Below are 21,079 nucleotides of genomic sequence, written 5' to 3' on the forward strand. Positions count from 1 at the left end.
ATCATGCCGTGGCTGTGATATCAAGAGGTGAAGGCATCTCGGGTCATCCAGGCTAAATGTGCCTGAATATCGGCTGGCCAATGCGCAATTTGTGCGGTAAATGCTTTGGCATCATGGCTAAACAGGGCTCGCACTGCTTCTTCATAACCAGGTAAGCACCCGGCTATCGCTGTCATGAAACGGTAACCGCTCTCTTTTGCCAAGCGTTCACGATCTTGTTCTGCCGTATTGTGCCGCGCTTCGTCCACCAGGCGCCGCAGGGCAGCAGAAGCCCCGCCCCGCTGTTGTGCCAGCCATTCCCAATGGCGGGGCAGGAGAGTTACCTCACGAGCGACTACCCCGAGTTTTGGCCGCCCTACAGAGGGTTGGGCTGTTGAGGCAGCCTCATCGGTACGGCACTTTTCTTCCGGCCATGGGTAGTCGACTTGCGCCCCGGTGGTATCATCAAACACCAGCAGCCCACCAGCCGAAAGGTCGAGTTCTGCCAACGTATTGGCGACTTCAGAGTAAGAACCAGCAGCAACACGTTGGTCACGCAAAAACGCAGTGCATCTTGGAATCGTCATAATAGTCACTTTATATCCGGGTTTTATTATTTTACCCGGGTGAATTTGAGCGTATTCTATTTAAAAGTCAAGTTCAACGTTCATTCTGATGTCTTACAAATCGCTTTGGCACGGGTTATCACCAGCAGTAATAACCTGTTGATGCTGGTGTGATTGCACTTTATTTATCCGCTACAAATTTAATGTTACTATCCGCGAGGCTGTAAAAAGCCGCTGAAGGTACGCGTTCTAATGGCGTATCAAGTTGTGCGTCAATCTGGCAATTGTGGGCGAGATATGATGCATAACTTACTCAATACTAATCAAAATATCTGTACTGCATGTGATCTGTCGTGTGGGTCACCACTGTAGATAAGGAATTATTAATGCCTGTTATTACTCTTCCTGACGGAAGTCAGCGTCACTATGACCACGCCGTTTCACCGATGGATGTTGCCCGTGATATCGGCCCTGGCCTTGCCAAAGCCTGTATTGCTGGTCGCGTTAATGGTGAACTGGTGGATGCCTGCGATCTGATTGAATCTGATGCGCAATTGGCGATTATCACCATCAAAGATGCCGAAGGTCTGGAAATCATGCGCCACTCGTGTGCGCACCTGTTGGGTCATGCGATCAAACAACTGTGGCCAGACACCAAGATGGCCATCGGCCCGGTGATCGATAACGGTTTCTACTATGACGTTGACATCGACCGCACCCTGACGCAGGAAGACCTGGATCTGCTGGAAAAGCGGATGCATGAGCTGGCCGACAAAGATTATGACGTCATCAAGAAAAAAGTGAGCTGGCAGGAAGCCCGCGATACCTTTGTTGCCCGTGGCGAAAGCTATAAAGTGGCGATTCTGGATGAAAACGTTAGCCGTGACGATCGTCCTGGCCTGTATCACCATGAAGAATACATCGATATGTGCCGCGGCCCGCACGTGCCAAACATGCGTTTCTGCCATCATTTCAAACTGCAGAAAACTTCTGGTGCTTATTGGCGTGGCGACAGCAAGAACAAAATGCTGCAGCGTATCTATGGCACCGCATGGGCAGACAAAAAACAGCTGAACGCTTATCTGCAGCGTCTGGAAGAAGCGGCAAAGCGCGATCACCGCAAGATCGGTAAACAGCTTGATCTGTACCATATGCAGGAAGAAGCACCGGGCATGGTGTTCTGGCATAACGACGGCTGGACCATTTTCCGTGAACTGGAAGCCTTTGTGCGTATGAAGCTCAAAGAGTACCAGTATCAGGAAGTGAAAGGGCCGTTCATGATGGACCGTGTGCTGTGGGAAAAAACCGGCCACTGGGAAAACTACAAAGATGCGATGTTCACCACTTCGTCAGAAAACCGTGAATACTGCATCAAGCCGATGAACTGCCCGGGCCACGTACAGATCTTCAATCAGGGCCTGAAGTCTTACCGTGATTTGCCATTGCGTATGGGTGAGTTCGGCAGTTGCCACCGCAACGAGCCTTCAGGTTCATTGCATGGCCTGATGCGCGTGCGGGGCTTCACTCAGGATGATGCCCATATCTTCTGTACCGAAGATCAAGTGCGTGCTGAAGTGAACGACTGTATCAAGATGGTCTACGATATGTACGGCACCTTTGGCTTTGAAAAGATCGCGGTGAAATTATCCACCCGCCCAGAGAAGCGCATCGGTACTGATGACATGTGGACCCGAGCTGAAGACGATCTGGCTGCTGCGCTGACCGAAAACGGGATTCCGTTTGAATATCAGCCGGGTGAAGGTGCCTTCTACGGCCCTAAAATTGAATTTACCTTGCATGATTGTTTGGATCGCGCATGGCAATGTGGTACCGTGCAGCTCGATTTCTTCTTACCGGGCCGTTTAGGCGCGTCGTATGTTGGCGAAAACAACGAACGCGTAGTACCGGTAATGATTCACCGTGCTATTCTTGGCTCCATGGAGCGCTTCATCGGTATTCTTACCGAAGAGTATGCCGGTTTCTACCCAACCTGGATTGCTCCGGTGCAGGTAGTGGTGATGAATATCACCGACAGCCAGTCTGATTACGTCCAGCAATTAACCAAAAAACTGCAAGATGCAGGGATTCGGGCAAAAGCGGACTTGAGAAACGAGAAGATTGGCTTTAAAATTCGCGAACATACTTTACGTCGAGTCCCTTACATGTTGGTGTGCGGTGATAAAGAGGTCGAATCAGGCAAAGTTGCCGTTCGTACCCGCCGTGGCAAAGACTTGGGGAGCCTGGACGTAAATGACGTCGTAGACAAGCTGCTGAAAGAGATTCGCAGCCGTAGTCTTCATCAACTGGAGGAATAAAGTATTAAAGGCGGAAAACGAGTTCAACCGGCGCGTCCAAATCGCATTAACAGAGAAATTCGCGCGCAAGAAGTTCGCCTAACCGGCGTCGATGGCGAGCAGATTGGTATTGTCAGTCTGAATGAAGCTCTTGAAAAAGCTGAGGAAGCGGGCGTCGATTTAGTAGAAATCAGCCCAAATGCCGAGCCGCCAGTTTGCCGGATCATGGATTACGGCAAATTCCTCTACGAGAAGAGCAAGTCGACCAAAGAACAGAAGAAGAAGCAAAAAGTTATCCAGGTTAAGGAAATCAAATTCCGTCCTGGCACCGATGATGGCGACTATCAGGTCAAACTACGCAACCTGATTCGCTTTCTGGAAGATGGTGATAAAGCCAAAATCACCCTGCGGTTCCGTGGGCGTGAAATGGCGCACCAGCAGATCGGTATGGAAGTGCTTAACCGCGTCCGTAAAGATTTGTGTGAAGATCTTGATCTGGCAGTGGTCGAATCCTTCCCTACGAAGATCGAAGGCCGTCAGATGATTATGGTGCTCGCACCCAAGAAGAAACAGTAAGGCTTCCAAGTAATTGAGCCCGCGCCGTGCAAACGTGCGTGGGTTTTATTCGCCTCACTGATTCGTTGTTTAACAATGCGAAGTGGATTTAATTAACATGCCAAAGATTAAAACTGTACGTGGTGCAGCCAAGCGCTTCAAAAAAACCGGCAGCGGTGGTTTTAAGCGTAAACATGCTAACCTGCGTCATATTCTGACCAAAAAAGCAACCAAGCGTAAACGTCACCTGCGTCCGAAAGGCATGGTGTCTAAGAACGATCTGGTCCTGGTTAGTGCGTGCCTGCCGTACGCATAAGCCATATTTTTTTGAATCAAGAATAAGACTTTAGGAGAGAGCATATGGCTCGCGTAAAACGTGGTGTAATTGCACGCGCACGTCACAAGAAAATTATGAAGCAGGCGAAAGGCTACTACGGTGCCCGTTCGCGCGTCTATCGTGTTGCCTTCCAGGCAGTAATCAAAGCAGGTCAGTACGCTTACCGTGACCGTCGTCAACGTAAGCGTCAGTTCCGTCAGCTGTGGATTGCACGTATTAACGCAGCTGCTCGTCAGAACGGCCTGTCTTACAGCAAGTTCATTAACGGCCTGAAAAAAGCCTCTATTGAAATTGACCGTAAGATCCTGGCTGACATCGCAGTATTTGACAAAGTAGCCTTTGGCGCACTGGTCGAAAAAGCGAAAGCAGCTCTGGCGTAAGAAAGACGAAGAGGGAGCTTGCTCCCTCTTTTAATCTTTATTTTTCAAACACCAATATTGACTTTTATTGGTTTTCAACAGCACACTGTGCGTTAATCCACCAACAAAGGTAACCAAGCATGTACGCTGCTATTTTCCGTTTCTTTTTTTACTTTAGCGCCTGATTTCAGGGAGCCTCGGCGTAAGAAAAGAAACGAAAAGTAGCGCCTGAGCCTCCCCTGCGGAGGCTTTTTTGTTTTTGGCCATCTTCTTTGCCTTTCAAACCGTAGCGTTGTTGGTTGCACTTACCCGACTACGGCTTGAAATTCTTTGAAGGTAAACCAAAGGCGTGTTCGAATAATAGATAACAATTAATCAGGGCCATACCGGCCAAAGGAAGAGGAAAGCAATGCCACATCTCGCAGAGCTGGTTGCCAAAGCCAAGGCAGCCGTAGAAGATGCCCAGGATGTTGCCGCGTTAGATTTGGTACGCGTCGAATATTTAGGCAAAAAAGGCCATTTCACCTTGCAGATGCAGTCACTGCGAGAAGTGCCTGCGGAAGAGCGCCCGGCTGCCGGTGCGGTAATCAACCAGGCAAAGCAGGAAGTACAGGATACCTTGAATGCGCGCAAGAATGTGCTTGAGGCTGCCGTATTGAACGCACGCCTGGCTGGTGAAACTATTGATGTTTCACTGCCAGGTCGCCGTTTGGAAAATGGCGGTTTGCATCCGGTAACCCGCACTATCGATCGTATTGAAGCTTTCTTCGGTGAGCTGGGTTTTTCCGTCGAAACGGGCCCGGAGATCGAGGACGACTATCACAACTTTGATGCTCTGAATATTCCAGCTCATCACCCGGCGCGTGCCGATCATGACACCTTCTGGTTTGACGCCACGCGCCTGCTGCGCACTCAGACCTCTGGCGTACAGATTCGTACCATGAAGGCTCAGCAGCCACCCATCCGCATCATTGCACCGGGCCGCGTGTATCGTAACGACTACGATCAAACGCACACCCCGATGTTCCATCAGATGGAAGGCTTGATCGTTGATAAAGACATCAGCTTTACCAATCTGAAGGGGACGCTGCATGATTTCCTGAACAACTTCTTTGAAGAAGATTTGCAGGTTCGTTTCCGTCCATCCTATTTCCCGTTTACTGAGCCTTCCGCAGAAGTGGACGTTATGGGCAAAAACGGTAAATGGTTGGAAGTTCTGGGTTGTGGCATGGTGCATCCGAGCGTATTGCGCAATGTGGGCATCGACCCGGAAGTTTATTCCGGCTTCGCTTTCGGTATGGGCATGGAGCGCTTGACCATGTTGCGTTACGGCGTCACCGATTTGCGTGCATTCTTTGAAAACGATCTGCGTTTCCTCAAACAGTTTAAGTAAGGCGGGAATATCACATGAAATTCAGTGAACTCTGGTTGCGCGAGTGGGTAAACCCGGCCATCAGCAGCGAAGCATTATCCGATCAAATCACCATGGCTGGCCTTGAAGTAGACGGCGTTGAACCGGTCGCAGGCGCTTTCAACGGCGTGGTGGTGGGTCACGTGGTCGAATGCGGCCAGCACCCTAACGCCGATAAATTGCGCGTAACCAAGGTTGATGTGGGTGGTGAGCGCCTGCTGGACATCGTTTGTGGTGCGCCAAACTGCCGTGTCGGTCTAAAAGTCGCGGTGGCTACCGTGGGTGCGGTATTGCCGGGTGATTTCAAAATCAAAGCAGCCAAACTGCGCGGTGAGCCTTCTGAAGGCATGCTGTGTTCGTTTTCTGAGTTGGCGATCTCCGACGATCATAACGGCATTATTGAGCTGCCAGCAGAGGCGCCGATCGGTACCGACATTCGCGATTATTTAAAGCTTGATGATCATGCGATCGAAATCAGCGTTACTCCGAACCGTGCGGACTGTTTAGGCATTATCGGCGTGGCGCGCGACGTTGCCGTGTTGAATCAGTTGCCGCTCACCGAGCCAGACATGAGCCCGGTTGCTGCTACTGTCACCGACACATTGCCAATCCGTGTAGAAGCTCTGCAAGCGTGCCCGCGTTATCTGGGCCGCGTAGTGAAGGGGATCAACGTGAAGGCACCTTCGCCGTTGTGGATGCGTGAGAAACTGCGTCGCGCTGGGATCCGTTCTATTGATGCCGTGGTTGATGTCACCAACTATGTGCTGATGGAACTTGGCCAGCCAATGCATGCGTTCGATCTGAACCGCATTGAAGGTGGGATCGTGGTTCGCATGGCAACCGAAGGCGAAACGCTGCGCTTGCTGGATGGCAATGAAGCTAAATTGAATGCCGATACTTTAGTGATTGCCGATCATCACAAAGCGTTGGCAATGGGGGGCATTTTTGGTGGTGAGCTCTCCGGTGTGAATGAAGAAACCCAGGACGTGCTGCTGGAGTGTGCTTTCTTCAGCCCGTTAGCGATTACCGGGCGTGCGCGTCGTCACGGCCTGCATACGGATGCCTCTCATCGCTATGAGCGTGGTGTGGACCCTGCTTTGCAGCATAAAGCTATGGAACGCGCCACTCGCTTGCTGATCGACATCTGTGGCGGTCAGGCCGGGCCAATCATTGATGTGACAGATGAAAGCACATTGCCAAAGCGTGCTTCTATCACATTACGCCGTGAAAAACTGGATCGTCTGATTGGTCACGTAGTGCCTGCCGAGCAAGTGAGCGATATTTTGCGCCGCTTGGGTTGCCAAGTTACTGAGCAGGGTGATAACTGGCTGGCGGTTGCGCCAAGCTGGCGCTTCGACATGGAGATTGAAGAGGATCTGGTGGAAGAAGTGGCCCGCGTGTACGGCTACAACAATATTCCCGATGTCCCTGTACGTGCCGATCTGGTGATGACGAAACATCGTGAATCCGATCTGGAACTGAAGCGTGTAAAAACCATGTTGGTCGATCACGGCTTCCAGGAAGCAATTACTTACAGTTTTGTTGATCCGAAAGTACAGGCGCTGTTACACCCAGGGGTAGAAGCCCTGATTCTGCCAAGCCCAATCTCGGTAGAGATGTCTGCCATGCGCCTTTCGCTGTGGACTGGCTTACTGTCTGCGGTGGTGTATAACCAGAATCGTCAGCAAACGCGTGTGCGTCTGTTTGAAAGCGGCCTGCGTTTTGTGCCTGATACTACAGCGAATTTAGGGATCCGCCAGGACGTCATGCTAGCGGGCGTTATTGCTGGGCATACACATGAAGAACACTGGGATCTGGCAAGAAAGCCAGTGGACTTCTATGATTTGAAAGGGGATCTGGAGTCTGTGCTCGAGCTGACAGGTAACTTATCTGAAATTCAGTTCAAAGCAGAGGCTCATTCGGCTCTCCACCCAGGGCAAAGTGCGGCGATTTATTTGCACGGTGAGCGCGTAGGTTTTATCGGTGTAGTTCACCCAGAACTTGAGCGTAAACTGGATCTTAACGGCCGTACTGTGGTGTTTGAACTGGAGTGGAATAAGGTCGCAACCCGCGCCGTGCCTCAAGCGCGTGAAATTTCTCGCTTCCCTGCAAACCGTCGTGATATCGCGGTTGTCGTGGCTGAAAACGTCGCCGCAGAAGATATTTTGGCAGAGTGTAAGAAAGTTGGCGCAAATCAGGTAGTTGGCGTAAACTTGTTTGATGTGTACCGTGGCAAGGGCGTAGCAGAAGGTTACAAGAGTCTGGCTATCAGTCTGGTATTACAGGATACCGCTCGTACACTGGAAGAAGAAGAGATCGCCGCTACCGTTGCAAAATGCGTAGAGGCCCTAAAACAGCGATTCCAAGCATCCTTGAGGGATTGAACCTATGGCGCTTACTAAAGCTGAAATGTCAGAACACCTGTTTGAGAAGCTTGGGCTTAGCAAACGGGATGCCAAAGATCTGGTAGAACTGTTCTTTGAAGAGGTCCGTAGGGCTTTAGAGAATGGTGAGCAGGTAAAACTGTCAGGTTTCGGCAATTTTGATTTGCGTGACAAGAACCAACGTCCGGGGCGTAACCCGAAAACTGGTGAAGACATTCCGATTACGGCGCGCCGCGTGGTCACTTTCCGTCCGGGGCAAAAACTAAAAAGCCGGGTGGAAAACGCGAGCCCGAAAGAATAAGTTGCGTAAAACCAAAAAGGCCGCGTTTGCGGCCTTTTTCCTTTCAACTGACCCGTTTCAGGGGATACTTCGGTCTATAGCGAAGTATTGTAATCTTATGAAAAAGTATACTGAGGGTACGACTTATCAGAGGATGACAAAGTGCGCACTCAGCAAGTAGATTTCACGTCTTTATATTTTGGAACGCCGGTCGCGATTTTATCTAGCCAGAACCCTAATGGAACAACAAACCTGAGCCCAGTATCATCATGGTGGATACTGGATAAAAGCATTGTGTTCGGGCTTGGTACATCAAGTAAATGCTATGAGAATCTAATTGAAAATCCGGATATTGTCCTGAATATTCCGGACAGTAAGCTTTGGGGAAATATTGAGTTAATAGCGGATAAGACGGGTAAAGAATATCTGCCTGAATTCAAAAAGGAAATGGGGTATCTGTTCGAAAAAGATAAGTTTTCATGTGGTGGTTTTCATGAAGTTAAAAGTATTAATGTGGGTCCTGGCAGGATAAAGGAATGCCCCATTCAGATCGAGGCAAGAGTTGTTGGACACCGGTATCTGGGGGGAGCAGGAGGCAATCTGGTGTCAATGGATGCAGGTATCTTATGCGTTCATGTTGCTGAAGAATTGTTAAATTGTACCAATCACAATACCCGGTTTATCGTGGAAAAGTGGCAGCCGCTTTATTATATTTTTCGCCATTACTTTTCTGTAGGGGAAGAACTCGGCACGAATTTCAGATGCAATAATTAATCATAACCTCAACATTCGCGGCAACTGGATAGGGAGTGTCAGATGTTGCTGTAAATAAAAAATCCCCATCATGTTGGCGCTACAACCAAGCTAAGAAAACATATCACATAAGTGTCACCTGCTGTTTTCCTGGTCGAACGGTGACACAACCCTTTCCCTCACGGCACTAACCCCCTAATATTCGCTACAAGATGTTAATGATCAGGCCGTGAAACGGTCTGCAGGAATTATTGTGCTGATGCCGACCCACCAAACCTTCTCTTTGTTACAACAACACCAGCACCAACGCGATAAGCGCTATGTGTCACTGCTGGCGTTGGGTGTTCTGGTGGCTTTTATTTTCAGCTTGAGTGCCGGAGATGTCTGGATCTGGCCTACTCAGTGGCTGAGTGAGTCTGCGCGACTGTTCGTTTGGCAACTGCGCCTGCCGCGTGCGCTGGCGGTAATGCTGGTGGGGGCCAGTTTGGCGGTAGCGGGTGCGGCAATGCAGGCGCTGTTTGAAAACCCGCTGGCAGAGCCTGGGTTGCTTGGGGTGGCCAATGGAGCCGGTGTGGCGTTGGTGCTAACGGTGTTGTTTAGCAACGGATTATTGCCGGTGGCCTTGATGAGCCTGAGTGCGATCCTTGGTGCTTTGGTGATGACTTTCCTGCTATTAAGTTTTGCCCGCCGCCGAGGTATGAGTAATGCCCGTTTGTTATTGATAGGTGTGGCGCTAGGCATTGTCTGCAGTGCTGTCATGACTTGGGCGGTTTATTTCAGTTCCAGCCTCGATCTGCGGCAATTGATGTATTGGATGATGGGGGGCTTTGGTGGGGTCGATTGGCGGCAAAAATGGTTGCTGCTGGTCTTGCTGCCGGTGCTGCTGTGGTTATGTGCTCAGGGTAAGGCGCTAAACCTGATGGCACTGGGTGAGGTTCAGGCCCGGCAACTTGGGCTTTCTCTGCATGTATGGCGCAACCTGTTGGTGCTGGCCGTTGGCTGGCTGGTGGGGGCCAGCGTGGCGTTAGCTGGGGTGATCGGTTTTGTGGGGTTGGTTATCCCCCATATGCTGCGCCTCAGTGGCTTGACCAATCAACGCTTCCTGTTGCCCGGTTGCGCGCTGGCGGGAGCGGGCGTCTTGCTGGTTGCGGATGTCGCTGCTCGTACCACGCTACTTTCGGCAGAATTACCAATAGGCGTAGTAACTGCTACGTTGGGTGCGCCACTATTTATCTGGTTGCTGACCCAGTCAAAAAGCGTAAGGTAAGTCGGCGACTGGTGTAAACCAGAGCCACTTTCTCTGCTTCACCTGCAAATAAAACAATAGGATGAAACCTGATGAGTAAGCCAATTTACGCAATTCCGCTGCAAACCATTGAAAGCCGCTCTACAACTTTGGGGGAATTTGAAGGGAAAGTTCTGCTGGTGGTCAACGTGGCTTCGGAATGTGGCCTGACCAAACAGTATGAAAGCCTGGAAAATCTCTATGAAACCTATCACGAGCAAGGTTTTGCCGTGTTGGGCTTCCCCTCCAACGAATTTTTGGCGCAAGAACCGGGAAGCAATGAAGAGATCCTGGCTTTTTGCCGCGGCACCTTTGGCGTCCAGTTCCCGATGTTCGCTAAAATCGAAGTGAATGGGGCAAACCGCCATCCCCTTTATCAGGCGCTGATTGCGGCGCAACCGCAGGCTGTTGTACCCGAAGGCAGCGGTTTTTTTGAGCGCATGAGTAGCAAGGGGCGCGCGCCAAAACAGGCTGGTGACATCCTGTGGAACTTTGAGAAATTCTTGATCGGTCGTGATGGTACCGTGATCCAGCGATTCTCGCCCGATATGACGCCAGAAGATCCCACCGTAGTACAGGCAGTTAAACTGGCGCTGACGAAGTAAAAGAGGTTTTGTTAGAACATGCTGCAACTCAGCCAAGTCGGAGTAAAAGGTCGTTTCGCCCCTTGTTCAGGGCAAATAAGCGCTGGGTTGCAGGTGCACCTAATCGGCCCCAACGGCGCAGGGAAGAGTACGCTGCTGGCCCGGCTGGCAGGGATCTTGCCAGGGCAGGGAGAGGTCCTGCTGTCAGGCCGTCCGTTGGGGGATTATTCTGGCAGTGAATTGGCGATGCGCCGTGCTTACCTCTGTCAGCAGCAGCCTCCTGTCGTTCTGATGCCCGTATTCCAATACCTTGCTTTGCATCAACCTGCGGGGGCGAGCGAGAGTGAGTTGGAGAACACCATCCTTTATCTGTCCGATCAGTTGAAATTGTCAGATAAACTCTCACGTATGCTCACCCAGCTATCCGGTGGTGAATGGCAACGGGTGCGTCTGGCTGCGGTTCTGCTTCAGGTATGGCCTAGTCTGAACCCGGACAGCCAATTACTGTTGCTTGATGAACCCACCAACAGCCTGGATGTTGCACAAAAAGTGGCACTGGATCGTCTGTTGCAGGAGTTTTGTCGCAGTGGCCGCAGTGCGCTGATCTGCGCACACGATCTCAATCATACTCTGCAACAGGCCGACAGTGTCTGGTTATTGCATGCTGGGCAACTGGTCGCTCAGGGGGATACTCATCACGTGATGGAGCCAGAAGTGCTATCACGCATTTATGACGTGGATTTTCATTTACAGGCGTTGGGCGACCGGCGCTGGATTATGACTAAAACGGCGTAGCGAGGTTTTTTGCTGTCACTTTGTTCGGTTAAGCTATTGTTAAATCATCCGCGAGTGACCCATCCGTTGTCTGATTTTTCTTAAAAAAATGAGGTTCTTTCGTTGAAAAACGCTAATGACGTGCTACGCTAGACTAGTTTAGATCGGGTTAGTAAAAAACTATAACAGCACAATATTATGATTTTGCTGGCTATTTTTATTTCTTTGACAGTATTTTCGAGGTTTCTTTCGCCAGTCATTTACCACTTAAGGTTCAGTTAAGCTTACCTGTGTAGATTGGCGGCTCATCCACCAGGAGTTATTCTCTCTGGCGTTTAACATTGGTTAAATGAAACAGTTTTACAGTGGCTTAAGAAATCTGAGACGTTTGGGGTCTAATAATTATGGATCAATTCCTGCCATTTTCTCGCCCGGCGATTGGTGATGAAGAAATTGCGGCGGTAGAAAAGGTACTGCGCTCCGGTTGGATCACCACCGGGCCACAGAATCAGCAGTTGGAAAGTGAGTTTTGTAAAACCTTCGGTTGTAAGCATGCCATAGCCGTTTGTTCTGCCACAGCCGGTATGCATATCACTCTGATGGCATTGGGGATCGGGCCCGGCGATGAGGTGATTACACCTTCCCAGACTTGGGTTTCCACACTCAACATGATCGAATTGCTTGGCGCAACGCCAGTTATGATCGATGTTGACCGTGATACCCTGATGGTTAGCGCCGCCGACGTAGAGGCTGCCATCACCGCTCGCACCAAAGCCATTGTCCCCGTTCACTATGCAGGTGCTCCATTACAGATGGATGCGCTGCGCGACGTGGCAGAACGCCACAAACTCCCTTTGATTGAAGATGCTGCCCATGCGGTGGGAACGCGTTTTAACGGCGAGTGGGTCGGCGCACGCGGCACGGCAATTTTCTCTTTCCATGCGATAAAAAACCTGACCTGCGCCGAAGGTGGCCTGATTGCCACTGATGATGATGCGCTGGCCGATCGCGTGCGTTGCCTGAAGTTCCACGGCTTAGGGGTAGATGCTTTCGATCGTCAGTTGCAAGGGCGCAAGCCGCAGGCTGAAGTGGTTGAACCTGGCTACAAATACAATCTCTCTGATATTCATGCGGCGATTGCTGTGGTGCAGTTGGCACGCCTGCCGGAACTGAATGCACGACGTAAAATGCTGGCCGAGCGTTATCTCAATGCGCTGAAGGATTCTCCTTTCCAGCCTTTGGGGTTGCCGGACTACCCGCACGATCACGCCTGGCACTTGTTTATGGTGCGAGTTGATGAAAAACGCTGTGGTATCGAGCGAGATCAGCTGATGGAGCGGTTGAAAGAAGTGGGTGTTGGCACTGGCCTGCATTTCCGCGCGGCTCATACGCAAAAATTCTATCGTGAGCGTTATCCGCAGCTTTCGTTGCCTAATACCGAGTGGAATTCGGCGCGTCTATGCACGTTACCGCTATTCCCTGACATGACCGAAGCCGATGTTGATCGGGTGGTCAATGCTTTATCTTCTGTAGTGGAGTCATCTCGTGTCGAGCGCTGAGCCAATTAGTAAAGTTTCGGTAGTTATCCCGGTATTTAACGAGCAGGAGAGTTTGCCTGCATTGCTGGAACGTACTACCGCTGCCTGCAAACAATTAACCCAACCTTATGAAATTATTCTGGTTGATGATGGTAGCAGCGATAATTCTGCCGAGATGCTTACGGCGGCGGCCGAGCAGCCAGGCAGCTGTATTATTGCGGTCTTGCTGAATCGTAACTATGGTCAGCATTCTGCCATTATGGCTGGTTTTAATCAGGTCAGTGGCGATCTGGTGATCACCCTTGATGCCGACCTGCAGAACCCGCCAGAAGAGATCCCCCGGCTGGTGAGCGTAGCGGAAGAGGGGTATGACGTGGTAGGCACCGTGCGTGCTAACCGTCAGGACTCCTGGTTCCGCAAGTCAGCTTCGCGCCTGATCAACATGATGATCCAGCGTGCTACCGGTAAGTCGATGGGGGATTACGGCTGCATGTTACGTGCTTATCGCCGCCATATCATTGAAGCGATGTTGCACTGCCATGAACGCAGTACTTTTATCCCTATCCTGGCGAATACGTTCGCCCGCCGCACCACTGAAATCGAAGTGCGCCACGCCGAACGTGAGTTTGGTGACTCTAAATACAGCCTGATGAAGCTGATCAACCTGATGTATGACCTGATCACTTGCCTGACGACCACGCCACTGCGTTTGCTCAGTGTGGTCGGCAGCGTGATTGCGTTGTCCGGGTTTATCTTGGCTGTGCTGTTGATCGCACTGCGTTTGCTCCTGGGGCCTGAATGGGCTGCGGGCGGGGTGTTCACTCTGTTTGCAGTGCTTTTTACCTTCATTGGCGCACAGTTTGTTGGCATGGGTTTGCTGGGGGAGTATATCGGCCGGATTTACAATGATGTCCGCGCCCGCCCTCGTTATTTTGTTCAGAAAGTGGTCGGCGAAAAGCAGACCCAAAATACTCAGGAAGAAGAATAATGAAAGCTATTGTATTTGCTTACCATGATATCGGTTGTGCTGGCTTGCAGGCACTGACTGAAGCCGGTTATGACGTGAAAGCGGTGTTCACCCATACTGATGATCCTGGTGAAAACAATTTCTTCTCTTCTGTTGCTCGCCAAGGGGCTGAACTGGATTTGCCGGTTTATGCACCGGAAGACGTCAACCACCCGCTGTGGGTTGAGCGCATTCGTGAACTGCAGCCTGATATTATTTTCTCTTTCTACTATCGCAACATGCTGAGCGAAGAAGTGCTGTCGTTGGCCCCTAACGGTGGTTTTAACCTGCATGGTTCACTGTTGCCGCGTTATCGTGGGCGTGCGCCGGTTAACTGGGCGTTGCTGAACGGTGAGACAGAAACCGGCGTTACGCTGCACAAAATGGTCAAGCGCCCAGATGCGGGCGATATTGTTGGTCAGCAGAAAGTGGCAATCACAGACAGCGACACTGCGCTGACGTTGCATAAAAAAGTGCTGGAAGCGGCACAGAGCTTGCTGAAGCAGCAACTGCCAAAGCTGAAAAACGGCACTGCAACCTTTACCAAGCAAAATGAAGCGGATGCCAGCTATTTTGGCCGCCGTACGGCTGCCGATGGCGAGATCCTGTGGCATAAATCCGCCCGTGAGATCGACAATCTGGTGCGCGCCGTAACCGAGCCTTACCCAGGTGCATTCAGCTACCTCGGCCAGCGCAAGCTGATCGTGTGGCGTTCACGCGTGCTGGATACTCAGCATGACAAACAGCCAGGCACAGTACTGAGCACTTCACCGCTGGTGATTGCCTGTGGCGATGGCGCGTTGGAAATTGTGGCAGGCCAAAGCGAATCTGGCTTATACGTGCAGGGCTCGCGTCTGGCGCTGGAGATGGGGATTGTGACCGACGTGCGTTTGGCTCCGAAGCCAAACGCGGTCATGAAGCGCAGAACCCGCGTGTTGATCCTCGGGGTTAACGGCTTTATCGGTAACCACCTGACCGAGCGTTTGCTGCGTGAAGATCGCTATGACATCTATGGTCTGGATATTGGTTCCGACGCCATCAGCCGTTTCCTGGATAACCCACGCTTCCACTTTGTGGAAGGCGATATCAGCATTCATTCCGAGTGGATCGAGTATCACATCAAGAAATGTGATGTGATTCTGCCGCTGGTGGCGATCGCTACACCGATCGAATACACCCGTAACCCACTGAAAGTGTTCGAACTGGATTTCGAAGAAAACCTGAAAATTGTTCGCGACTGCGTGAAATACAACAAACGCATTATCTTCCCATCCACGTCTGAAGTTTACGGCATGTGCGATGATAAAGAGTTTGATGAAGACAGTTCACGTCTGATCGTGGGGCCAATCAGCAAACAGCGTTGGATTTACTCTGTGTCCAAGCAGTTGCTGGATCGGGTGATCTGGGCCTACGGTGCCAAAGAAGGCCTGAAGTTCACTCTGTTCCGTCCGTTCAACTGGATGGGGCCGCGTTTGGATAACCTGGATGCCGCTCGTATCGGTTCTTCCCGTGCGATCACCCAGTTGATTCTCAACCTGGTTGAAGGTTCACCGATCAAACTGGTTGACGGTGGGGCACAGAAACGCTGCTTTACCGATATCAATGACGGCATCGAAGCGCTGTATCGCATTATTGAAAACCGTGATGGGCTGTGTGACGGCCAGATCATCAACATCGGCAACCCGACCAACGAAGCGAGCATTCGTGAACTGGCGGAAATGCTGCTGGAAAGCTTCAATAATCACCCGTTGCGCGGCAACTTCCCGCCGTTTGCCGGTTTCAAAGATGTCGAAAGCAGCAGCTACTACGGCAAAGGTTATCAGGACGTAGAACACCGCACTCCAAGCATCAAAAATGCGCGCCGTCTGCTGGACTGGCAGCCAACAATCGTTATGCAGCAGACCGTTGCCGATACGCTGGATTACTTCCTGCGCACCACGGTAGAGGAAGGTAATGGTGCATGAAGAAGGTTGGCCTGCGAGTTGATGTAGATACCTTCAGCGGCACCCGTGAAGGGGTGCCGTGTTTGCTGGATCTGTTTGATAAGTACGGTATTCAGGCCAGTTTCTTCTTCAGCGTTGGGCCAGATAATATGGGGCGCCACTTGTGGCGCCTTCTGCGTCCTCAATTCCTGATGAAAATGCTGCGCTCAAATGCGGCTTCGCTATATGGCTGGGATATTTTGCTGGCGGGCACGGCTTGGCCGGGGCGTAATATCTCCCGGGCGCTAGGGCCGCTGATGAAACGCACCGCCGAAGCGGGCCACGAAGTGGGGTTGCATGCCTGGGATCACCAAGGTTGGCAGGCACGCGTAGCGCGCTGGTCAGAAGACGAATTGAAACGACAAGTGCAGTTGGGCGTCGACGCGCTGATCGCGAGCACCGGGCAACCGGTCAAATGCTCGGCGGTGGCAGGTTGGCGTGCCGATCAACGGGTCGTTGAAGTGAAGCAAGGTTTTAATTTCCAATACAACAGCGATTGCCGTGGCACACATCCGTTTCGCCCGTTATTAAACGACGGTCAACCTGGGACGGTACAAATCCCCGTAACACTCCCCACCTTTGATGAAGTGATTGGCAGCGAAGTCAGCATGGCAGACTTCAATGACTATATTCTGCGCGCCATTGAAAATGATCGGGGCGTGCCGGTATATACCATTCACACAGAAGTGGAGGGCATGTCTCAGGCGGCCATGTTTGAAGATCTGTTGCAGCGTGCGCAGCAACAGGGGATTGAATTCTGCTCGTTGAGTGCCTTATTGCCGCAGGATCTGGCATCGCTACCCTTGGGCCGCATTTCGCGCGCCCCTTTCCCTGGCCGTGAAGGCTGGTTGGGCTGTCAAACTGAAGTTGAGGAAAAAGACGTTTCATGAAAGCGCTGAAAGGAACCTGGGCCATCGTATTGGCCATTTTTTTTGTTCTGGTCTATCTGATTCCGCTCAATGGACGCCTGCTATGGCAACCAGATGAAACCCGTTATGCCGAGATCAGCCGTGAAATGCTGGCTAAGGGTGATTGGATTGTCCCCAACCTGCTTGGCTTGCGCTACTTTGAAAAGCCGGTAGCCGGTTACTGGTTTAACAACGTTAGCCAGTTAATCTTTGGCGATAATAATTTTGCCGTGCGTTTTGCTTCCGTATTCAGCACCGGTCTGGCTGCCCTGCTGGTGTTCGCCCTGGCCTGGTTAATGTGGAACAACGCCCGCCGTGCTTATTTATCGGTGCTGATCTTCCTGTCAATGTTCCTGGTCTTCAGTGTCGGGACCTACAGTGTGCTTGATCCGATGATCTCGCTGTGGTTGACGGCGGCCATGTTCAGCTATTACCTGACGTTAAAAGCCACCACCACCGCAGGCAAGCTGGGGGGTTACGTGCTGCTCGGGTTGGCCTGTGGCATGGGCTTTATGACCAAAGGATTCCTGGCCTTGGCGGTGCCGGTGATTGCCGTGATCCCGGTTGTGATCCAGCAGCGCAAAATCAAAGAGTTGTTGGTTTACGGGCCTGTGGCGATTGTGTTCGCCGTGCTGCTCAGCCTGCCGTGGGCGCTGGCGGTGGCTCAACGAGAACCGGATTACTGGAATTACTTCTTCTGGGTTGAGCACATTCAGCGCTTTGCCGAAGAGAATGCGCAGCATAAAGCACCATTCTGGTACTACTTACCCATTCTGATTGCCGCCGTGTTGCCATGGCTCGGGTTGTTGCCGGGATCCTTGCTGAAAGGCTGGCGTGAACGTGCGCAGCGCCCTGAGCTGTTCTTCCTGTTAAGTTGGGTGATGATGCCGCTGATTTTCTTCAGCATCGCTAAAGGTAAACTGCCAACGTATATTCTGCCCTGCATGGCACCTCTGGCCTTGCTGATGGCCGCTTATGCGGAAGACTGTATGGCACAGTTGCGCACCCGGGTATTCAAGGTGAATGCGCTACTAAACGGCTTATTTGGCGTGATTGGTATTGCAGCCCTGCTGCTGATGGGGTTGGATTGGTTGCCTAATGCCCATCTGTTTACGGCAGATGAGTGGCCGAAGATCGTTCTTGGTCTCGTTGCTTTCGGGGGTTGGCTACTGTTTGCGGTTATCTCTGCGCGCAATAATGCGCAGCGCTGGACTTGGGCTGCGGCTTGCCCGTTACTGCTCTGTTTGCTGATTGGTTATGCTATTCCGCAGCAGGTGGTCGACTCTAAACAACCGCAGAATTTTGTCCGGGCCAATATGCCAGCTCTTAGCCAGAGCCACTATGTGTTAACTGATAATGTAGGGATTGCCGCTGGGCTGGCCTGGGAGTTGAAGCGTAGCGATATACTGATGTTCAGCCAGCGGGGTGAGGTTTCCTATGGTTTGAACTACGAAGATTCACGCAGCCACTATATCAGTGACGAGGACTTCCCGCAGTGGCTGGAGCAGGCACGCAAGCAAGGCAATGTGTCGCTGGTGTTGCAGCTCTCTCGTGGCGAGCAGGTACCGCAGAATCTGCCAACGCCAGACAGCGTTAGCGAAATGCATCGCTTGGCGCTTTTATGGTACAAACAACAGCCATGATGGCTTATGGATTGGTTATTCTGGTCAGCCTGTTTACCTGTGCAGGGCAGCTATGTCAGAAACAGGCTGCCCAAACCTGGGAACAGACCGTAGAGCAGCGCTTGAGCCTCACTCTGCGCTGGCTGGCTCTGGCGGTAGCCTTTCTGGGGCTGGGTATGCTGCTCTGGCTCAACGTATTGCAGCGTTTGCCGCTCAGTGTGGCTTACCCGATGCTCAGCCTTAACTTTGTGCTGGTCACCTTGGCGGCACGTTTGCTGTTTGATGAACCTACCACGCCGCGCCATTGGTGCGGCGTGGCTGCGATTATGCTGGGGATCCTGCTGATGAGTCTTAAGCTATGAAAGGCTATGCTTGGGGTGGTGCCAGCGTTCTGCTGGTAACGTTGGCACAATTGCTGATGAAGTGGGGAATGGCACAGATTCCGCTGCTGTCATTGGCCGATATCACGCTGGAACTATTACGCCACCATTGGCTGGCGTTACTGGCTGCCTGCGGCGGTATTTTTGGTTATGCGCTATCGATGCTGTGTTGGTTCTTTGCGCTACGTTACCTGCCACTGAGCCGCGCTTATCCGTTATTGAGCGTTAGCTATGCGTTGGTTTATCTGGCTGCGGTATTCCTGCCTTGGTTCAAGGAGCCCGCGACGCTGCTGAAAACGCTGGGAACCTTGCTGATCCTGTTTGGTGTCTGGCTGATTAACAGTAAATCGCAGCCAAAATCTCCCCAATAGCGGAGATATCCTCGATATCTCCTTCACCCTGCTTGCCTTTTTCCTGTCTTGCAAGATAAATCAGCGCTATCCTTAAATTAATGCCTCTGCGGCAATGTTGTGGTAACAAATTCAGTGAAGGGAACGATGCGATGCGTGTGTGGTTTTTATTAGCCAGTTTAATTCTTGCCGGTTGCAGCAGCCATGCGCCACCGCCGAGTGGTCGTTTATCAGACTCCATTGTGGTTGTCGCGCAACTGAATGAGCAATTACGCCAATGGTACGGCACGCCTTATCGCTATGGGGGATTAGATCGCGGTGGTGTTGATTGCTCCGGTTTTGTCTACCGTACTTTCCGCGATCGCTTCGATATGCAGTTACCGCGCTCTACGGAACAGCAAACCAGTGTCGGTACTCAAGTATCGCGTGACGAACTGTTGCCCGGCGATCTGGTGTTCTTCAAGACCGGCAGTGGTGAAAATGGCCTGCATGTCGGTATTTATAATACCAATGACCAGTTTATCCATGCTTCCACCAGCCATGGGGTGACGCGTTCCTCGCTGAATAATGTTTACTGGCGGAAAGCCTACTGGCAGGCGCGCCGAATCTAACCTGCAACCTGTTGCACTGGTGTATCATGGCATATCCCATAACTATTGGTGAATGCCATGAATTCCTTACGTTTATTAATTTCAGACTCTTACGATCCCTGGTTCAACCTGGCGGTGGAAGAGTGCATCTTCCGTGAAATGACCACGCAGAAAATCCTGTTTCTGTGGCGCAATGCTGAAACCGTGGTGATTGGTCAATCGCAAAACCCGTGGAAAGAGTGCAATACCCGGCGTATGGAGCAGGATGGTATTCGCTTGGCACGGCGCAGCAGTGGCGGTGGCGCGGTGTTTCACGATCTTGGTAACACCTGCTTTACCTTTATGGCGGGCAAGCCGGGTTACGATAAAACCGTATCAACCGGCATTATTTTGCAAGCGCTGGCGCAGTTGGGGATTAAGGCTGCGGCTTCCGGGCGCAACGATCTGGTGATTGATACGCCGGAAGGCGTCCGCAAAATATCCGGTTCAGCCTATCGTGAGACGCAAGATCGCGGCTTTCATCATGGTACGTTGCTGCTAAATGCCGATCTCGATCGCTTGGCGGATTACCTTAACCCCGATCCTAAAAAGCTGCAGGCGAAAGGCATCACTTCTGTCCGCTCGCGAGTCGCTAACTTGGCTGAGTTTTTGCCAGAAATTAACCATCAGCAGGTTTGTGACGCCATCATTCAGGCATTTTTCGCCCACTACGGCGACAGCGCTCCAGCAGAAGTGATTTCGCCGGATGTGTTCCCCAATCTACCTGATTTTGAACAGCAATTTGCCAAGCAAAGCAGTTGGGAATGGAACTTTGGTAAAGCACCAGCGTTCAGTCATCTCTTGAATGAACGTTTTAGCTGGGGAGGCGTAGATATTTTCTTTGATGTTGAAAAGGGCGCTATCGTACGCGCACAAATTTTTACCGACAGCCTTAATCCTGCTCCTTTGCAGGCTTTGGCTAATCTGCTGGTGGGCTGCCCTTATCGTAGCGAGGCTCTGGCAGCCTGCTGCGATCGCCTACAGTTGCAGTTCCCGCAGCAGTCAGGCGAGCTTTCTGAATTGCGCAATTGGCTGATGGAAACCATCAAGTAGCTTTTTCAGCCATATCGCCAGCCTAGGATGGGGACTCCCATCCTTTTTTA

Annotated in this window: 22 protein-coding genes and 1 other annotated feature; of the genes, 21 read left to right on the plus strand and 1 reads right to left on the minus strand. The window is 51.6% G+C overall.

Annotated features, from left to right (window positions below):
* Nucleotides 1–20: 20 nt before the first annotated feature.
* Nucleotides 21–566, minus strand: coding sequence for a DUF2239 family protein (locus tag IV04_RS08440; protein ID WP_037399824.1), 546 nt, complete (start codon nucleotides 564–566; stop codon nucleotides 21–23).
* A 365-nt stretch (nucleotides 567–931) separates the two neighbouring features.
* On the opposite strand from IV04_RS08440, the gene thrS reads away from it, so the two are divergent.
* The 21 genes from thrS (at nucleotide 932) to IV04_RS08540 (ending at nucleotide 21,029) form a co-directional block, all read left to right on the plus strand.
* The gene (gene thrS / locus IV04_RS08445) at nucleotides 932–2,860 is read left to right on the plus strand and encodes a threonine--tRNA ligase (RefSeq protein WP_037399819.1); all 1,929 of its coding nucleotides are present in this window, start codon (nucleotides 932–934) and stop codon (nucleotides 2,858–2,860) included.
* Between the two features lie 3 nt (nucleotides 2,861–2,863).
* Nucleotides 2,864–3,415 (plus strand): translation initiation factor IF-3, encoded by a 552-nt coding sequence (infC, locus tag IV04_RS25135; RefSeq protein WP_072010856.1) that lies wholly within the window; start codon nucleotides 2,864–2,866, stop codon nucleotides 3,413–3,415.
* A gap of 97 nt (nucleotides 3,416–3,512) precedes the next feature.
* Nucleotides 3,513–3,710 (plus strand): 50S ribosomal protein L35, encoded by a 198-nt coding sequence (rpmI, locus tag IV04_RS08455; RefSeq protein WP_037399812.1) that lies wholly within the window; start codon nucleotides 3,513–3,515, stop codon nucleotides 3,708–3,710.
* Between the two features lie 44 nt (nucleotides 3,711–3,754).
* Nucleotides 3,755–4,111 carry a 50S ribosomal protein L20 gene (rplT, locus tag IV04_RS08460; protein ID WP_004931417.1) on the plus strand — a complete coding sequence of 119 codons (357 nt, stop codon included), beginning with the start codon at nucleotides 3,755–3,757 and terminating at the stop codon, nucleotides 4,109–4,111.
* A 113-nt stretch (nucleotides 4,112–4,224) separates the two neighbouring features.
* Nucleotides 4,225–4,348, plus strand: a sequence feature (Phe leader region).
* A complete protein-coding gene (gene pheM, locus IV04_RS26030; RefSeq protein WP_152562850.1) occupies nucleotides 4,231–4,275 on the plus strand; it encodes a pheST operon leader peptide PheM in 45 nt (14 codons plus the stop codon). It overlaps the preceding feature by 45 nt.
* Nucleotides 4,349–4,499: 151 nt before the next feature.
* On the plus strand, nucleotides 4,500–5,483 hold the full coding sequence (gene pheS, locus IV04_RS08465; protein ID WP_037399805.1) for a phenylalanine--tRNA ligase subunit alpha: 984 nt from the start codon (nucleotides 4,500–4,502) through the stop codon (nucleotides 5,481–5,483).
* Between the two features lie 14 nt (nucleotides 5,484–5,497).
* Nucleotides 5,498–7,885 carry a phenylalanine--tRNA ligase subunit beta gene (gene pheT / locus IV04_RS08470; protein WP_037399803.1) on the plus strand — a complete coding sequence of 796 codons (2,388 nt, stop codon included), beginning with the start codon at nucleotides 5,498–5,500 and terminating at the stop codon, nucleotides 7,883–7,885.
* A gap of 4 nt (nucleotides 7,886–7,889) precedes the next feature.
* Nucleotides 7,890–8,186, plus strand: a complete 297-nt coding sequence (ihfA, locus tag IV04_RS08475) for an integration host factor subunit alpha (RefSeq protein ID WP_004943604.1) — start codon at nucleotides 7,890–7,892, stop codon at nucleotides 8,184–8,186.
* 141 nt (nucleotides 8,187–8,327) lie between these two features.
* Entirely contained in the window at nucleotides 8,328–8,939 is a 612-nt protein-coding gene (locus IV04_RS08480; protein WP_037399799.1) for a flavin reductase family protein, read from the plus strand.
* A 238-nt stretch (nucleotides 8,940–9,177) separates the two neighbouring features.
* A complete protein-coding gene (gene btuC / locus IV04_RS08485; protein ID WP_037400111.1) occupies nucleotides 9,178–10,185 on the plus strand; it encodes a vitamin B12 ABC transporter permease BtuC in 1,008 nt (335 codons plus the stop codon).
* A 71-nt stretch (nucleotides 10,186–10,256) separates the two neighbouring features.
* Nucleotides 10,257–10,808 (plus strand): glutathione peroxidase, encoded by a 552-nt coding sequence (locus tag IV04_RS08490; RefSeq protein WP_037399795.1) that lies wholly within the window; start codon nucleotides 10,257–10,259, stop codon nucleotides 10,806–10,808.
* Between the two features lie 18 nt (nucleotides 10,809–10,826).
* Nucleotides 10,827–11,582 (plus strand): vitamin B12 ABC transporter ATP-binding protein BtuD, encoded by a 756-nt coding sequence (gene btuD / locus IV04_RS08495; protein WP_037399792.1) that lies wholly within the window; start codon nucleotides 10,827–10,829, stop codon nucleotides 11,580–11,582.
* Between the two features lie 383 nt (nucleotides 11,583–11,965).
* A complete protein-coding gene (gene arnB, locus IV04_RS08500; protein ID WP_037399787.1) occupies nucleotides 11,966–13,120 on the plus strand; it encodes a UDP-4-amino-4-deoxy-L-arabinose aminotransferase in 1,155 nt (384 codons plus the stop codon).
* Nucleotides 13,107–14,087: an undecaprenyl-phosphate 4-deoxy-4-formamido-L-arabinose transferase gene (gene arnC / locus IV04_RS08505; RefSeq protein ID WP_037399784.1), complete on the plus strand. Its 981-nt coding sequence runs from the start codon at nucleotides 13,107–13,109 to the stop codon at nucleotides 14,085–14,087. The genes arnB and arnC overlap by 14 nt, the downstream gene beginning before the upstream one ends.
* Complete coding sequence (gene arnA / locus IV04_RS08510) at nucleotides 14,087–16,069, plus strand: bifunctional UDP-4-amino-4-deoxy-L-arabinose formyltransferase/UDP-glucuronic acid oxidase ArnA (protein WP_037399781.1); 1,983 nt, start codon at nucleotides 14,087–14,089, stop codon at nucleotides 16,067–16,069. Before arnC ends, arnA begins: the two co-directional genes overlap by 1 nt.
* Nucleotides 16,066–16,977 (plus strand): 4-deoxy-4-formamido-L-arabinose-phosphoundecaprenol deformylase, encoded by a 912-nt coding sequence (gene arnD / locus IV04_RS08515; RefSeq protein WP_037399778.1) that lies wholly within the window; start codon nucleotides 16,066–16,068, stop codon nucleotides 16,975–16,977. Before arnA ends, arnD begins: the two co-directional genes overlap by 4 nt.
* Nucleotides 16,974–18,638, plus strand: coding sequence for a lipid IV(A) 4-amino-4-deoxy-L-arabinosyltransferase (gene arnT, locus IV04_RS08520; protein WP_037399776.1), 1,665 nt, complete (start codon nucleotides 16,974–16,976; stop codon nucleotides 18,636–18,638). The genes arnD and arnT overlap by 4 nt, the downstream gene beginning before the upstream one ends.
* The gene (gene arnE, locus IV04_RS08525) at nucleotides 18,635–18,979 is read left to right on the plus strand and encodes a 4-amino-4-deoxy-L-arabinose-phosphoundecaprenol flippase subunit ArnE (protein ID WP_037399773.1); all 345 of its coding nucleotides are present in this window, start codon (nucleotides 18,635–18,637) and stop codon (nucleotides 18,977–18,979) included. The genes arnT and arnE overlap by 4 nt, the downstream gene beginning before the upstream one ends.
* Nucleotides 18,976–19,368: a 4-amino-4-deoxy-L-arabinose-phosphoundecaprenol flippase subunit ArnF gene (gene arnF / locus IV04_RS08530; RefSeq protein ID WP_037399770.1), complete on the plus strand. Its 393-nt coding sequence runs from the start codon at nucleotides 18,976–18,978 to the stop codon at nucleotides 19,366–19,368. Before arnE ends, arnF begins: the two co-directional genes overlap by 4 nt.
* Before the next feature lie 131 nt (nucleotides 19,369–19,499).
* Nucleotides 19,500–19,958, plus strand: coding sequence for an NlpC/P60 family protein (locus tag IV04_RS08535; protein ID WP_037399768.1), 459 nt, complete (start codon nucleotides 19,500–19,502; stop codon nucleotides 19,956–19,958).
* Nucleotides 19,959–20,015: 57 nt separating this feature from the next.
* Nucleotides 20,016–21,029 (plus strand): lipoate--protein ligase A, encoded by a 1,014-nt coding sequence (locus tag IV04_RS08540; protein ID WP_037399766.1) that lies wholly within the window; start codon nucleotides 20,016–20,018, stop codon nucleotides 21,027–21,029.
* The last annotated feature ends 50 nt before the right edge of the window (nucleotides 21,030–21,079 follow it).

It is taken from the genome of Serratia sp. Ag1, assembly GCF_000743355.1.
Classification (GTDB): Bacteria; Pseudomonadota; Gammaproteobacteria; order Enterobacterales; family Enterobacteriaceae; genus Chania.

Excerpts from the sequence above, each read along its gene's own strand:
- IV04_RS08440 (WP_037399824.1), bottom strand. The coding sequence starts at position 566 with ATGACGATTCCAAGATGCACTGCGTTTTTGCGTGACCAACGTGTTGCT.
- thrS (WP_037399819.1), top strand. The coding sequence starts at position 932 with ATGCCTGTTATTACTCTTCCTGACGGAAGTCAGCGTCACTATGACCAC.
- rpmI (WP_037399812.1), top strand. The coding sequence starts at position 3,513 with ATGCCAAAGATTAAAACTGTACGTGGTGCAGCCAAGCGCTTCAAAAAA.
- rplT (WP_004931417.1), top strand. The coding sequence starts at position 3,755 with ATGGCTCGCGTAAAACGTGGTGTAATTGCACGCGCACGTCACAAGAAA.
- pheS (WP_037399805.1), top strand. The coding sequence starts at position 4,500 with ATGCCACATCTCGCAGAGCTGGTTGCCAAAGCCAAGGCAGCCGTAGAA.
- pheT (WP_037399803.1), top strand. The coding sequence starts at position 5,498 with ATGAAATTCAGTGAACTCTGGTTGCGCGAGTGGGTAAACCCGGCCATC.
- ihfA (WP_004943604.1), top strand. The coding sequence starts at position 7,890 with ATGGCGCTTACTAAAGCTGAAATGTCAGAACACCTGTTTGAGAAGCTT.
- btuC (WP_037400111.1), top strand. The coding sequence starts at position 9,178 with ATGCCGACCCACCAAACCTTCTCTTTGTTACAACAACACCAGCACCAA.
- IV04_RS08490 (WP_037399795.1), top strand. The coding sequence starts at position 10,257 with ATGAGTAAGCCAATTTACGCAATTCCGCTGCAAACCATTGAAAGCCGC.
- btuD (WP_037399792.1), top strand. The coding sequence starts at position 10,827 with ATGCTGCAACTCAGCCAAGTCGGAGTAAAAGGTCGTTTCGCCCCTTGT.
- arnB (WP_037399787.1), top strand. The coding sequence starts at position 11,966 with ATGGATCAATTCCTGCCATTTTCTCGCCCGGCGATTGGTGATGAAGAA.
- arnA (WP_037399781.1), top strand. The coding sequence starts at position 14,087 with ATGAAAGCTATTGTATTTGCTTACCATGATATCGGTTGTGCTGGCTTG.
- arnD (WP_037399778.1), top strand. The coding sequence starts at position 16,066 with ATGAAGAAGGTTGGCCTGCGAGTTGATGTAGATACCTTCAGCGGCACC.
- arnT (WP_037399776.1), top strand. The coding sequence starts at position 16,974 with ATGAAAGCGCTGAAAGGAACCTGGGCCATCGTATTGGCCATTTTTTTT.
- arnE (WP_037399773.1), top strand. The coding sequence starts at position 18,635 with ATGATGGCTTATGGATTGGTTATTCTGGTCAGCCTGTTTACCTGTGCA.
- arnF (WP_037399770.1), top strand. The coding sequence starts at position 18,976 with ATGAAAGGCTATGCTTGGGGTGGTGCCAGCGTTCTGCTGGTAACGTTG.
- IV04_RS08535 (WP_037399768.1), top strand. The coding sequence starts at position 19,500 with ATGCGTGTGTGGTTTTTATTAGCCAGTTTAATTCTTGCCGGTTGCAGC.
- IV04_RS08540 (WP_037399766.1), top strand. The coding sequence starts at position 20,016 with ATGAATTCCTTACGTTTATTAATTTCAGACTCTTACGATCCCTGGTTC.